We start from the raw sequence: 12,629 nt of genomic DNA, 5'->3' as shown, positions 1-12,629 counted from the left end.
CCTCGATCTTCTCGCACTTATTCGACCGAGCAAGCCAAACATCATAACCCCTCCCGGAAACGGGCCTTTTCTTTCGGGAGACTCGCACCTTGATCAGAATGGTTTAACTTTGCAACCTCGCCGCAGCTTGCCAGAGCCGGTCTCGATTTGCAACCGCTCATTTGCAAACCATTCAAGCGAGCGCCAATCCCATCGTGTCGGGCGCCGGCGCATAGAATATGGCGAGGAGTGCCGACGACCGACGCGCCTGCTGCAGCTCTGAGTGCGATCTCGGCTGAACGGGGGACGCTTTGAGACAAGGTCTCGGCTTACATGAAGAATTTCAGCCGCTTGATAGCCGCCGGCGCGCCGCAACAGTGTTCTGGCGATGCGTTTGATTTCTTTACGGCGCCCTCAATGCCGCCACATGTGGAGCGACCACACGGCATTGCAATTTTGCGAGTTTTGCATGACTATCGTCATATAACCAACGTTCTCATCAGGAGAAACTGCCCATGTCCAGCGTCAACGACCCAGTTGTTATTCTCTCTGCTGTTCGCACTCCCCTCGGGCGTTTCATGGGCGAGCTGTCGCCATTTTCCGCCCACAGGCTTGGCGCGCATGTAATGGGCGCAGCGCTCGAACGAGCAAAGCTTGCGCCTGAACGGATCGACGAAGTGTTCATGGGCAATGTTCTGCCCGCCGGGCAGGGCCAAGCTCCCGCCCGTCAGGCCGCGCGCGGGGCAAAGTTGCCGGACGCCACCGGCGCCACGACAGTGAACAAGGTCTGTGGTTCGGGCATGAAGGCGACCATGCTGGCGCATGACATCATCAACGCCGGTTCGGCTGAGATCGTGTTATCGGGCGGCATGGAGAGCATGAGTAACGCGCCGTATCTCTTGCAAAAGGCGCGCGGCGGCTATCGCGCCGGCCACGACCGCATCATCGACCATATGATGATGGACGGCCTGGAAGATGCCTACGAGACGGGCCGCTCTATGGGAGATTTCGGTGAGGCAACGGCGGAAGCGTACCAATTTACCCGGGCCGACCAAGACACCTATGCGATGGAGACGTTAACCCGCGCCCGCAGGGCCGTGGAGAGTGGCGCCTTTAAGGCGGAGATCGCGCCCATTACGATTACTGAGAAGGCCGGACCCCGCATCATTGCCAATGATGAGCATCCGCTGAAGGTGGATCCCGCGAAAATTCCGGGCCTAAAGCCGGCATTTCGTGCCAATGGCACGATTACGCCGGCCGCGTCCTCCGCCAATGCGGACGGCGCCGCGGCACTGATTCTTGCGAAGCGCGCGCTTGCCGATCGCGACGGTCTGCCGGTGCGTGCCGAGATCAAGGGTCATGCCACCCATAGCCAGGAGCCACAGTGGTTCACCACTGCACCAATCCCGGCAATTCGCAAACTGCTCGACAAGGTCGGCTGGAGCGTCGGTGACGTGGACCTGTTTGAGATCAACGAAGCCTTTGCGGTCGTCGCGATGGCGGCCCAGCGCGATCTCGGAATTCCTCGCGAAAAGCTCAACATCAATGGCGGCGCCTGTGCGCTTGGCCACCCGATTGGGGCCACGGGCGCACGACTGATCGTCACGTTGCTGCACGCGATGGAAGCCAACAATCTCAAGCGCGGCATCGCGTCACTGTGCATCGGCGGAGGCGAAGCGACCGCGATTGCCATCGAGCGCGTCGCTCACTGATCCATCACACGAGGGTCTGACGGGTGGCACCTACGGCCACCCGTCGCCAGACAAGAGCAGGACCGATCCCTGCAGACGATTGGAAGCACTTACCCATCAAACTTCGTCAGCCGCCAACGAACCAGGTCGTCGGCTCCGGGGCCCGCCTGCGGCCGGATGTCCTTGGCTCGCACCGGGCGGCTGGACTTCTCATCGACGATAGCAAGCCTCACCGAACGGCCATTGGTGCTGTCCACAAATCGGAGGGGCGGCCCCGCATCTCCCGTGATCGCCCATTTATCTCCGACCTGTGCCAAGGCCTGAAGGACCAGAATGACGTCCCTTCCCTTCCGGCTTAGTAGATATTCGAATCGATCGGGGCGCGTCTGATACTGCCGCCGCTCAATCAAGCCATTTTCCTCCAAATGCTTGAGCCGGCTCGAGAGCGTTGCATGCGTTATGTCGGTGGATCTGCGCAGGTCGTCGTATCTTTTCAACCCCAGCGATAGATCACGAAGGATCAGCATCCCCCACCGGTCGCCGACGGCATCGAGCACGCCGGCAATCGAGCACGTCATTCCTTCAAATCCCTTGGACTTCACCTGTATCGGCCTCCGACCACCGCTTTACTGCCAGAATGCGCGTGTCTTGGAAATAGGACTGGGCGACGCGGACAAGCCTACAAAAATCACTTGCCATCAGCAACTCTTATTATTAGAGTTATAACTCAAAGCAAAAGGCCGTTTGGACACCAACGGTCCGCAGGAGGATAAATGTCCAAGCCCGACAGGCGTCACTCAGTAACAGTGACCATCAATGGTCGTCATGAAACCGTGGACGTTGAGGCGCGCAAGCTTCTCGTTCACCTCATCAGGGACGATCTCGGCCTGACAGGAACCCATGTTGGCTGCGATACTTCTCAATGCGGCGCCTGCACTGTCGAAATGGACGGGCAAGCGGTCAAGTCCTGCACCATCCTCGCGGTGATGGCGGATGGTCGCTCAATTACGACGATCGAGGGATTGTCGACCGCCACCGCCGCGCTTGATCCTGTGCAATCCGCCTTCCATGAACATCACGCCCTGCAATGCGGCTTCTGCACGCCGGGCATGGTAATGAGCGCTCGACAAGTCCTTAGGGATTATGCGGCTCCGAGCGAAGCGGATATCCGCCACGGACTGGGCGGTAATATCTGCCGTTGTACCGGCTACAACAACATCGTTCGAGCCATTGAATCGGTTGCATCGAGGGGATCGAACCCATGAACGACATGACCGTGACCCGTTACGTCGGCCAGCCGGTCAAACGGCGCGAAGATTTCAAGCTGCTGACCGGCAAGGGCCGCTACGTCGATGACATCAGAATTCCGGGCATGCTGCATATGGCAGTGTTGCGGTCTCCCCATGCGCATGCCGAGATCAAGGCCATCGATCTAGACACCGCCAAAGCCGCGCCCGGCGTACGGCTTGTGCTATCCGGAAAAGAGCTCGTCGGCAAGCTCGGCCCTATTATGCCGAACTGGATCATGCCTGGCAGCAAGGTCCCGTTCCGGCCGGTCGTTGCGACTGAGCGCGTTCGCTTTGTCGGCGAGTGTGTCGCGTTGGTCGTCGCCGAGACGCTGGCGCAAGCCTACGATGCGGTCGGCTTGATTGAGGTGGATTATCAAGTTTTGCCCGTCGTCACCGACGAAGAGGCCGCTGTGCGCGAGGGCGCGCCGCAACTGCACCAAAACGTCCCGAACAACGTCACGACGATCTACAAGGTGCGCGGCGGCGACTACAAGAAGGCCGCCGAGGAGGCCGATCAGGTTATTCGTTTGCGGGTCGTCAACAATCGTCTGATTCCAACCTGCATGGAAACGCGCGCTATTGTAGCCGCCCCTGACCCCGATGGTACGCTTTCGGTCTATATCGGCAGCCAGGTCCCGCACATGCATCGACGCTGGATTGCCGAGACGATCGGCTTTCCCGAACATCAATTGCGGATCATCGCCCCGGACATTGGCGGCGGCTTCGGCGCGAAGATGCATCTTTATCCGGAGGATCTGCTCTGTCCTCACCTCGCACGGGAGCTGGGCGTGCCGGTCAAGTGGTGGGAGAGCCGCTCGGAAAGCCATCAGTCGACCAGCCACGGTCGCGCCCACACCGAGAAAATTGAAGTCGCCTTCAAGAACGACGGCACTATTCTTGGCTTGAAGGTTGATACGCTCGGCAATGTCGGTGCGTATCTGTCCAACATGGCGAGCGGCGGTCCCACCGTGAATACCGTCAATTTCGGAACCGGCACCTACAAGATTGACAACTATGAGGCGACGTCTCGCGTTGTCGTCACTAATACTGTTCCGGTCGACGCCTATCGCGGCTACGGTCGCCCCGAAGGCGGATATATCGCCGAGCGCGCGATCGACGCTGTGGCTCGCCATCTCAGGCTCGATCAGGTCGAAATCCGGCGAAGGAACTTCGTGAGGCAAGCCGAATTCCCGTACCGGCCCTATGGCAGCCAGGCTGTAATCTACGACAGCGGAAACTATCAGGGACTGCTCGAGAAAGCGCTCGCATCCTTCAACTATGAGGGACGTCGCAACGAGCAGGAGAGCCTCAGGGCCAAGGGCGTTTACCGGGGTATCGGCCTCGCCGCCTATGTGCATATGTGCGGCATGGCGCCTTCACGGCGCCTGTCGATGATCGGGTTTGATCGCGGCGGCTGGGAGAGCGCACGCGTCGCGATCGATTCCAGCGGTCGGGCCACCATCTTCTCGGGGTCGATGAGTCAAGGACACGGTCACGTGACATCATTGTCACAGATCGCTGCGGATGTTCTTCAGATCCCCATCGAAAACATCGACGTGGTTCAAGGTGATACGCGTCAAGTCCAGGCTGGCCATGGTACCTTCAACTCGCGTTCAATGGCGGTTGGTGGCTCGAGTGTTCACGTCTGTGCGCAGCGCATCGTCGCCAAGGCGAAGAAGATCGCGGCGGGCATGCTGGAGGTCGACGAAAAAGACGTTTCATATTCGGCGGGCTCATTCAGCGTTCCCGGCACCGATATCAAGCCGGTCACCTTTCCAAATGTGGCGCGCATGGCCCTTGTAGGTCACCAGCTTCCGAATGATGTCGCTCCAGGGCTCGACGAGACAGTGTTCTATGATCCAATGGGTATGGGCTCCCCCTCAGGGATCCATCTTGCCTATGTCGAAGTCGATCCGGAAACCGGAGTCGTCGATATCCTCGACTACGTTGCCGTTGATGACGTCGGCACCGTGGTCAATCCTTTGCTGGCCGCCGGACAGATCCATGGCGGCGTTGTGCAGGGTATCGCGCAAGCGATCTATGAGGAGGTGAGCTACGATCCTGACGATGGGCAGTTGTTGACGGGCTCGCTGCTCGACTACGCAGTTCCGCGCGCCGAACACGTACCGAATATTCGTTCGGAGTTTCAGGTTACGCCCTCGCCCACCAACCCGATTGGGGTCAAGGGCATCGGGGAAAGCGGGTCCATCGCAGCTCCGCCTTGCATGGTTCATGCCGTGCTCGATGCCTTAGCACCGTTTGGCATCATGCATCTCGATATGCCCCTGACGCCGCCTCGCGTTTGGGCGGCGATCAGCAATGCACGTAATGGAGCAACCCGATGATTCCCGCAGCGTTCGACTATGTTCGTGCCTCGACGCTGAAAGAAGCGATTGGCATGCTGCGCGACGATCCAGACGGGACAAAGCTCGTCGCGGGGGGCCACACCCTACTGCCGGCCCTGAAGTTGCGTTTGGCAGCTCCAAACCGCTTGGTCGATATCGGCGGAATCGCCGAGCTGAAGGGAATCGAGATAGGCAGCGACAGCATCAAGATCGGCGCGCTGACGACGCATGCTGAACTGCTTGCCTCTCAGGCCCTGAACGCGGAATTGCCAGTCTTTCGCGAGGCTGCACGTCTGATTGCTGACCCGCAGGTGCGCAACCGCGGAACGATCGGCGGTTCACTCGCAAATGCCGATCCTGCGGCGGATTGGCCAGCGATCATCGTTGCGTTGCAGGCCGAGGTCGAAATCGCGGCTTTCAACAAGTCAAGGCGTGTTGCGGCGAAGGATTTTTTCGTCGACATCTTCTCGACCATCCTGGAGCCGGATGAGATCCTGGTGGCTGTTCATATCCGTAAGCCAACGCCGGGTTCGCGCTTCACCTATCGCAAGGTCCGTCATCCCGCGAGCGGGTTTGCCGTGGTGGGTGTCGCTGCCGGCCTATGTCTCCAGAATGGCACCGTCGAGGCAGCGTCAGTCGGCATCACCGGCGCTGCGAATCATGCCTTCCTCAGTCAAGAGGCTGCAGACTTTCTGATCGGCAAAGCGTTGTCGCGCGACAATATCGACCACGCGGCCAGGCTGATCAGCGAAACCACCGAGTGCCTGTCCGATCGGTACGCATCGGCGGAATACCGCGCGAACTTGATCAACACGGAAGTGCGGCGCGCGCTACTTGCGCTTGCGTCGTGAGGCCGGGGCGACGATATCAGAAGCACTGGAGCCAGCGCCGGCAAAGCGCTTGCGGTTGAAGGGAACAGCCCCCGAGCCGGCGATCACTTCAACGTCGTCGATACTCAGCAACTTGCCGTTCTTCGTCTGCAGTCTCGGATATTCGATCGGACTGCCGCTGTGGCGTTCGCGAAAGACTACCTGCGGCCCTGCCGGTTCGGCAAGCCAGTCATCTCCCCATTTTTTCAACGCGAGATAGGCCGGAAAGAAGTCGCGCCCCTTCTCGGTGAGCACATATTCGTAACGTCTGGGATGCTCGGGCAATGAGTGGCGCGTCATCACCCCCGCGTCGACAAGCTTCTTTAGCCGGTTGCTCAGGATATTTGGCGCAATACCGATGTAGAATTCAAATTCATCAAAGCGCTTCACACCATAAAAGGCTTCGCGCAAGATGAGGATCGACCAGCGATCGCCGACGACCTCCATGGCTCTTGCCATGGAGCATTCTTTGTTGGCGAGACGTCCTTGCTGCGAACCTGGCATGGCTCTCCCGGGTTGAGAGTGACCCTAAATCATACCGTCAAGCCGCATGCAGGTCCAGAAGGCAGCTTGAAGCTGCCTTGGTACTTGCTCGGTCCTAGGGGTCGGTTGCCGCCTCGATGACGGGACCGAACGCCTGCCATCTCTCGCCGACAAGGCGCCGAAGTTGGATCGATTCCACGGGAGCGAAATCATCGGGACCGGTCGTGACCTTGATGCCAGGCATCAACATGTCGATCTCGAGCCCCCTGATGGCAGCAGCCTGCCGCATGATGTTCTCGCGCGTGAGATCATCTCCAGCTTGTTTCAAGACGTGTACCAGGGCCTGCGCCATGACGTATCCCTGCGTGTTGCCCGTCGAGGTTACGTCAGCTCCAGGGTAATACTTCTGGATAAAGTCGAGGTATCGTTGAACACCGGAATCATTGGCCATGGCGGGGTCGCTCGCATCCTTGAGGAAACCGCCGGAGATGATCCCTTGTGAGTTTTCAAAGCCCGCCGGCTTGATCACGGCGCCGATCGATGCTGCTGGGATATTCAGAATATGCACCGGTTTCCAACCGAGCTCTGCGGCCTTTCGGATCGCCTGCGCGGCAAATTTCGGCCCGGCGAAGTTCATAAATATGTCGGCGCCAGAAGCTTTCAGCTGCACCACCTGAGAATCGACCGTCGGCATCGAGACCTCGTAGCTTGCCTCGGCGATGATCATAGATGTCCTCGAACCCAATCCCTGCCTGAGCCCGTTGAGGATATCTTTCCCGTAATCGTCATGCTGATACAGCACCGCTATCTTGCCATTCGGATGGTTTTTCGCAAGGTACTGGCCATAGGCCCTGCCTTCGATCAGAAACGAGGGCTGAAATCCCATTGTCCATGGGAAGTTCTTGGGATCATTCCACTTCGAGCCACCGCCCCCCACGAATAGCTGCGGTACCTTTTTGGCATTCATGTATTTATGAATTGCCGTATTCGTCGGAACACCAAACGGGCTGAAAACCAACAGCACCTCGTCATTTTCGACAAGACGGCGGACCTGCTCGACCGTCTTTGGTGGACTATAGCCATCATCGTAGCTAATGAACTTGATCTTGCGCCCGGCAACGCCACCTTCGGCATTTACTTTTTCGAAGTACGCGGCCTCGGCTTTCCCGAGCAGCCCCCACGCCGACCCCTGTCCGCTATATGGCATGGTATTGCCGACCTTGATCTCGCCGTCGCTGGCACCGGGGTCGTATTTCGTATCCGCCGCCAATGACGGAATAGCACCGACGATCGCCATTACAGCCGTAAAGGCGAGCGCTTTTCCATTCGACGGCATACGCATGTGTTGTCTACCTCGCAGGCGGATTCTCGCGGTGCGGCATCTACCCGACCGCCCCGCACTCCACCAATCGATCTCAGCAGTCATGCGGCCTGGCCCGGGCCAGCCTGTGTCCTGAGCGCCGGCTGCTTTACGGCGACGTCGGGCTCAAGCGCGCGACGATGGGTTACGAGCGCTCCGACCTCAGTCAGCCGCTTCAACTCAGCCTCCGTCACGCCGAGTTCGCTAAACACCGCCCGATTGTGCTCACCCTGAAATGCGGGCGTTCCGATTGGCGTCAACTCTTCGCCGGAAAACTGCCAAGGTCTGCCCGGCAGCACATATTCCCCACCGGTGCGGTCGGAAACGCGCTGAACGGCTCCCCAATAATCGCTCCATTCCGAGGCAGCAATCTCCTTGATGGAGCGAATCTCGCCCATAGCAATCTTGGCTTCGTCGAACTGGGCGTCCAACGTCGCCATATCGGGAAACGTCAAAATCCACGACTGGATGATCTGGTGAAGCGCGCCGAAGTTCAAGCGACGCGCCGCCGCACTGCCAAAACGCGGATCATCGATGAGGTCGGACCGGCGCATGGCGCGCATCCACGACGGAAAGGTCCGGCTACCAATGATGCTGGTCGCCACAGTAAAATGCTCTCCCTGCGGTCCCGTGAAGAACGAGCAGTCCGTCGCCCCTAATACGGCAGGCTCGGCACCGATATCGTCATCGGATAGATCGACATGAGCGCGCTCATTTACAGCCAACAGCGTCGCTGCCATCGCGACGTCGATGTATTGACCACGCCCGGTCTTCTCCCGGCTATTGACGGCCGCAAGAATCGCGATGACAGCCTGCAATCCAGCGTAGACGTCAGCATGCGACAGGCTATCAGTTCTCGGCTCTGTCAGAGCAGAACCGTAGTGACGAATGCTATTGTCGGTAAACCCGGCCTCGGCTTGCACGGTCGGCGCATAAGCCATTCGGCTTCGCCAGGGGCCACCCTGGCCATAGCCGGTGATGGACGCATAGATCAGACGCGGGTTGCGCTTTGACAGCGTCTGATAGTCGAGACCGAAGAAGCCAAGCGTTCCCGCCCGGAAATTTTCGACGATGATGTCGGCAGTGTCGCAGAGCTTCAATGCGAGCTCATAGGCACCCGGAATATTGAGATTGATGCTAACATTGCGCTTTCCAGCATTTTGCTGCGCATAGTAGCCCGACATCCCGTCGGTCGACGGAAACGCAAAGCGCGAAACATCCGGGCTCGGCGGCTCAACCTTGATGACCTCGGCTCCGAGATCCTGCAAAGTCCGGGCGCACAGGGGGCCAGCCAACACGCGGGAGAAGTCGACGACGCGAAGTCCGCTGAGAGGTCCGCTCATGTTAGCGCCCCACGAATTTCGCGAGACCGGGGCCGTTCTTGCGGAATGACGCAAGCCCCGTCTTTAGATCCTCGGAAGCCCAGATCGGCGCCTGCACGCGCGCCATCGCCTCGTCGGCGGCGCCGACCCCCTCGTTGACGGCAATATGGACGAGTTCCTTGGTCGCTGCATGCGCCAAGGTTGGCCCTTGCGCAAATTCCTGCGCGATAGACATCGTAGCCTGGGCCAATTGTTCCTCGGGTACAGTCAGATTGATCAACCCCCATTTTTCCAGAGTTGGTGCATCGTAGCGCCTGGCCAGCATCGACATCTCCTTGGCGCGCTGTGCCCCGATCCGCTGTACTTGGCGTTGAATTCCTCCCAACAGAGGATGAAGGCCGAGTGTCGCCTCGACCGATCCAATCTTGGCCGACGAGGCTGAGATGATGTAATCGCAGGCCAGCGCAAGCTCGAGCCCGCCTCCCAAACAGACGCCATGGACGCTTGCGATGATCGGGATTGGCAACAGCTCCATGAACCGAAGAAATTCGACACCAGTGAGCCGCCTATTCTCGCTCGCCGAGCTGGAGCTCCCCGTCTCGATCCGTTTGTCGAAAATATCGAGATCGGCGCCGGCAGAAAAATGCCGCAAGCCGCTGCGGATCACAATCGCCCGACTGCCGTCCTTTTGTGCGGCCTCGATCTGCTCCACAATTGCGTTGATCAGCTTTGGGCCAAGTAGATTGTAGGGCCGGTACGTCATCGTCAACACCGAGACTTGGCCGGTTTGTTCACGGGACACCAGTTCATTGTCGGACATCGTCACCTCCCAATTTTCAAACAGTCTTCGCACTTTCCCGGCGAGACGCTCTCGCGAGGCCGCCGCAGGAGCGCCACGCAGACGCCTCTCAGGGACCTTGGCGCTCGACTCTATTCTTCAAGATACCAATCTTCTCGACTTCCAACTCGACAACGTCGCCATGTTCAAGGTACCACCCGAGCTCAAGGCCACAGCCATTTCCCACCGTTCCGGAGCCGATGAATTCGCCTGGCATCAAGGTCTCATCGCGAGACACGTGAGCGATGATCTCCTCGAACGAAAACAGCATGCCCTCGCTCGTACCCTGCGACCGCACCTCGCCATTGACCCTGGCTTCCATTCTGAGCTGGTAGGGATCTCCAATCTCATCCGGCGTGACGATCCATGGCCCGAGAACGTTTCCGCCGTCGAAGCTCTTGCCTTTGGCAGGCCCGAGACGCCCCTCCATCTCGACGCGTTGCGCATCACGCGCGGAAAAGTCATTGAATATGGTGTAGCCGAATATGTGATCGCGCGCGTTCGTCACCGTGATATTCGCAGCCTTGCCCTTTGTGATGATCCCAAACTCAAGTTCGTAATCCATTACCTGGCTGTAACGCGGCCACTTGATCGTCGTGTTGGTTCCGTTCACGCTGAACCGGTTCGTGATGTAGTAGATTGGTTGCTTGCGATACACCTCCGGCAACTCCGGCAACGGCGCGGCTTGCAGACGCGCAAGCTCCGCAATGTCCCCCGCCTTTCGAGCCTTCAGCTTCAGATGCCCGATCGGGCTTTGAACAATGTGCAACGGAAACGACATGCCGTCGCGCATTTGACGTGGCTCGGGTAACGGAGCCAGAATCTCGGATGCGTCGATAGGATGCGACAGTTCCTGGTCTTTTTCAAAGCGATCAAACAGCTTTGACGCCTCCTCCAAGGCTGCGTCGCCCCGATCGATCAGCGCGAGCATTGAGCTAAACGAGGGATCGTCCCTGCCTGCGCGGAGGGCTGCGGAAGCAAGATCGAACAGCTTCCTGTCACCCTCGTGAACCAGGCCGACCTTCTCTCGACCGTTGGCGCGATATGTCGCAAGCTTCACCCGCGTGCTCCCATGCTGGCGAGCGTTTCCTCGCCTCTCAACGGCAACATACATCATGACTTGCATTTTGCAAGTTAGATATGGTGGCCGGACGAGGAAATGATCGAACCGCGGAAATTACTCGTCGACACAACCGGGCGCTTCCCGACCCGTTGCGGCGCTGACCCAAACTTGGGCCCGGGCTGAGCGCTCTGCCAAACGGCAGCGCTCTGCGGGCGGGTTCGTCACTACGGCAGATCTTCGCCGTCGCCTTTTCGCACTCAGGGCGGTGCGCCGGCTTTCGAGCCAATCACACCGGTCGGTTTGAGACGTTCAGGTTCGATGCCGGCATCCGTCCAACCTCACGGCCAGAGTCGCCATGAAAACTGGAGTCCGTCACCATTTCTCAAGCCACGGTCGCAGTACGATTTCGACAGCCCAAGTCGAGCGATGCTGACGGTGCAGTTGCAGATAGGTTTCAGCTATATGGTCTGGATGAGCCATGTTGTCGTCGACGGTCGTGCCAGCCAGACGGTGTGCGCGCGTTCCGTCCTGTTGCTCAAATCCGATCGCCGCGTCGATGGGTACATTCGCCACATGGATACCCTGCGGCATCAGCTCCCGTGCCATGCTCTGTGCAAGGCCTGCCTTGGTGTGGCAAGCCATGGCGAAGGCTCCGCTAGCCGGATAGCCCTTGAGTGCTGCGCTTGCGTTGGTGAAAATAATCGTCCCCTTTGCGCCGTTGGCACCCAAATGATTTCCAAGCATCAAACGAGCTGCATGCTGCCCAACCAAGAAAGCGCTAAAGGTCGCGTTCTTGATAGTTTCGAATGCCAGGGCGGGGTCCGCCTCGGTGATACTCTTGCGCAAAATGCCGGGCACGCGGCCATCGATGTTATGGACGACAAGGGTCGGAGCACCGAGGTCCTGAACGACATTCCCGAACATCTGCGACACGTCCGCGGGATTGCTGGCATCACATGCGTATCGGCGCACGCCGTGCATCTTCTCAAGGACTCAAGTACAGGTTTCTCCGGATTCCTGGCCGCTACGGCGACGCGCATGCCACTCCGCACAAACAATTTCGCACAACTCGAACTGATGCCGGGACCTCCCCCGACGATCAAGGCGACGTCCTTGGTTTGCTCCTGAGTGTTCCGTGGTGCCTCGGTCATCACGCCCCCTCTGACCCTCGCCTCGGTTGATGCGTTCCGACGTTTGTGCCGGACATCAAGCGAGCAAATTGATCGTGCTTGATTGCCAGATCAAGCAGCCGTATGACGAATGAGCGGGTCAGCGCTTTCCGCCAAAGCGCGGCACCGTGTCGCCCATTATTGGCAATCGCGTTCCGTCACCTGAAGCCTCGATCTGGCGCGTTGATCGCTGCGGTATCGTCTTCCTGGATGAGATGGCC

At 59.0% G+C, this 12,629-nt stretch carries 11 protein-coding genes; 4 read left to right on the top strand and 7 right to left on the bottom strand.

Features of this window, described 5'->3' with window-relative positions; all coding sequences use genetic code 11:
- Positions 1-494 precede the first annotated feature (494 nt).
- On the top strand, positions 495-1,691 hold the full coding sequence (locus ACVWY3_RS05530) for a thiolase family protein (RefSeq protein WP_456837551.1): 1,197 nt from the start codon (positions 495-497) through the stop codon (positions 1,689-1,691).
- 89 nt (positions 1,692-1,780) lie between these two features.
- On the opposite strand, the gene ACVWY3_RS05525 is transcribed toward ACVWY3_RS05530, so the two are convergent.
- Positions 1,781-2,272 (bottom strand): winged helix-turn-helix transcriptional regulator, encoded by a 492-nt coding sequence (locus tag ACVWY3_RS05525; RefSeq protein ID WP_456837550.1) that lies wholly within the window; start codon positions 2,270-2,272, stop codon positions 1,781-1,783.
- Between the two features lie 171 nt (positions 2,273-2,443).
- Here ACVWY3_RS05525 and ACVWY3_RS05520 point away from each other — a divergent pair, with 171 nt between their 5' ends.
- From ACVWY3_RS05520 to ACVWY3_RS05510, 3 genes are read left to right on the top strand one after another with little or no spacing between them, the layout of a single operon-like run.
- Complete coding sequence (locus tag ACVWY3_RS05520) at positions 2,444-2,935, top strand: (2Fe-2S)-binding protein (RefSeq protein ID WP_456837549.1); 492 nt, start codon at positions 2,444-2,446, stop codon at positions 2,933-2,935.
- Positions 2,932-5,304, top strand: a complete 2,373-nt coding sequence (locus tag ACVWY3_RS05515) for a xanthine dehydrogenase family protein molybdopterin-binding subunit (RefSeq protein ID WP_456837548.1) — start codon at positions 2,932-2,934, stop codon at positions 5,302-5,304. Before ACVWY3_RS05520 ends, ACVWY3_RS05515 begins: the two co-directional genes overlap by 4 nt.
- A complete protein-coding gene (locus ACVWY3_RS05510) occupies positions 5,301-6,155 on the top strand; it encodes an FAD binding domain-containing protein (RefSeq protein WP_456837547.1) in 855 nt (284 codons plus the stop codon). Before ACVWY3_RS05515 ends, ACVWY3_RS05510 begins: the two co-directional genes overlap by 4 nt.
- Here ACVWY3_RS05510 and ACVWY3_RS05505 read toward each other — a convergent pair.
- From ACVWY3_RS05505 to ACVWY3_RS05480, 6 genes are all read right to left on the bottom strand, one after another.
- Positions 6,135-6,632: a winged helix-turn-helix transcriptional regulator gene (locus tag ACVWY3_RS05505; RefSeq protein WP_456837546.1), complete on the bottom strand. Its 498-nt coding sequence runs from the start codon at positions 6,630-6,632 to the stop codon at positions 6,135-6,137. The genes ACVWY3_RS05510 and ACVWY3_RS05505 overlap by 21 nt on opposite strands.
- Before the next feature lie 139 nt (positions 6,633-6,771).
- A complete protein-coding gene (locus ACVWY3_RS05500) occupies positions 6,772-7,992 on the bottom strand; it encodes an ABC transporter substrate-binding protein (protein ID WP_456843296.1) in 1,221 nt (406 codons plus the stop codon).
- Between the two features lie 86 nt (positions 7,993-8,078).
- Complete coding sequence (locus ACVWY3_RS05495; RefSeq protein WP_456837545.1) at positions 8,079-9,359, bottom strand: CaiB/BaiF CoA transferase family protein; 1,281 nt, start codon at positions 9,357-9,359, stop codon at positions 8,079-8,081.
- Position 9,360: 1 nt separating this feature from the next.
- On the bottom strand, positions 9,361-10,158 hold the full coding sequence (locus ACVWY3_RS05490; RefSeq protein ID WP_456837544.1) for an enoyl-CoA hydratase/isomerase family protein: 798 nt from the start codon (positions 10,156-10,158) through the stop codon (positions 9,361-9,363).
- Positions 10,159-10,246: 88 nt separating this feature from the next.
- Positions 10,247-11,236: a fumarylacetoacetate hydrolase family protein gene (locus ACVWY3_RS05485; RefSeq protein WP_456837543.1), complete on the bottom strand. Its 990-nt coding sequence runs from the start codon at positions 11,234-11,236 to the stop codon at positions 10,247-10,249.
- Between the two features lie 375 nt (positions 11,237-11,611).
- Positions 11,612-12,220 (bottom strand): SDR family oxidoreductase, encoded by a 609-nt coding sequence (locus ACVWY3_RS05480; protein WP_456837542.1) that lies wholly within the window; start codon positions 12,218-12,220, stop codon positions 11,612-11,614.
- Positions 12,221-12,629: the final 409 nt, after the last annotated feature.

The organism is Bradyrhizobium sp. USDA 4486 (genome assembly GCF_054057995.1).
The sequence above is the reverse complement of the archived record's forward strand: the minus strand, read 5'-3'. Positions and strand labels throughout refer to the sequence as shown.

Excerpts from the sequence above, each read along its gene's own strand:
- ACVWY3_RS05530 (WP_456837551.1), top strand. The coding sequence starts at position 495 with ATGTCCAGCGTCAACGACCCAGTTGTTATTCTCTCTGCTGTTCGCACT.
- ACVWY3_RS05520 (WP_456837549.1), top strand. The coding sequence starts at position 2,444 with ATGTCCAAGCCCGACAGGCGTCACTCAGTAACAGTGACCATCAATGGT.
- ACVWY3_RS05515 (WP_456837548.1), top strand. The coding sequence starts at position 2,932 with ATGAACGACATGACCGTGACCCGTTACGTCGGCCAGCCGGTCAAACGG.
- ACVWY3_RS05510 (WP_456837547.1), top strand. The coding sequence starts at position 5,301 with ATGATTCCCGCAGCGTTCGACTATGTTCGTGCCTCGACGCTGAAAGAA.
- ACVWY3_RS05505 (WP_456837546.1), bottom strand. The coding sequence starts at position 6,632 with ATGGCAAGAGCCATGGAGGTCGTCGGCGATCGCTGGTCGATCCTCATC.
- ACVWY3_RS05500 (WP_456843296.1), bottom strand. The coding sequence starts at position 7,992 with ATGCCGTCGAATGGAAAAGCGCTCGCCTTTACGGCTGTAATGGCGATC.
- ACVWY3_RS05495 (WP_456837545.1), bottom strand. The coding sequence starts at position 9,359 with ATGAGCGGACCTCTCAGCGGACTTCGCGTCGTCGACTTCTCCCGCGTG.
- ACVWY3_RS05490 (WP_456837544.1), bottom strand. The coding sequence starts at position 10,158 with ATGTCCGACAATGAACTGGTGTCCCGTGAACAAACCGGCCAAGTCTCG.
- ACVWY3_RS05480 (WP_456837542.1), bottom strand. The coding sequence starts at position 12,220 with ATGCACGGCGTGCGCCGATACGCATGTGATGCCAGCAATCCCGCGGAC.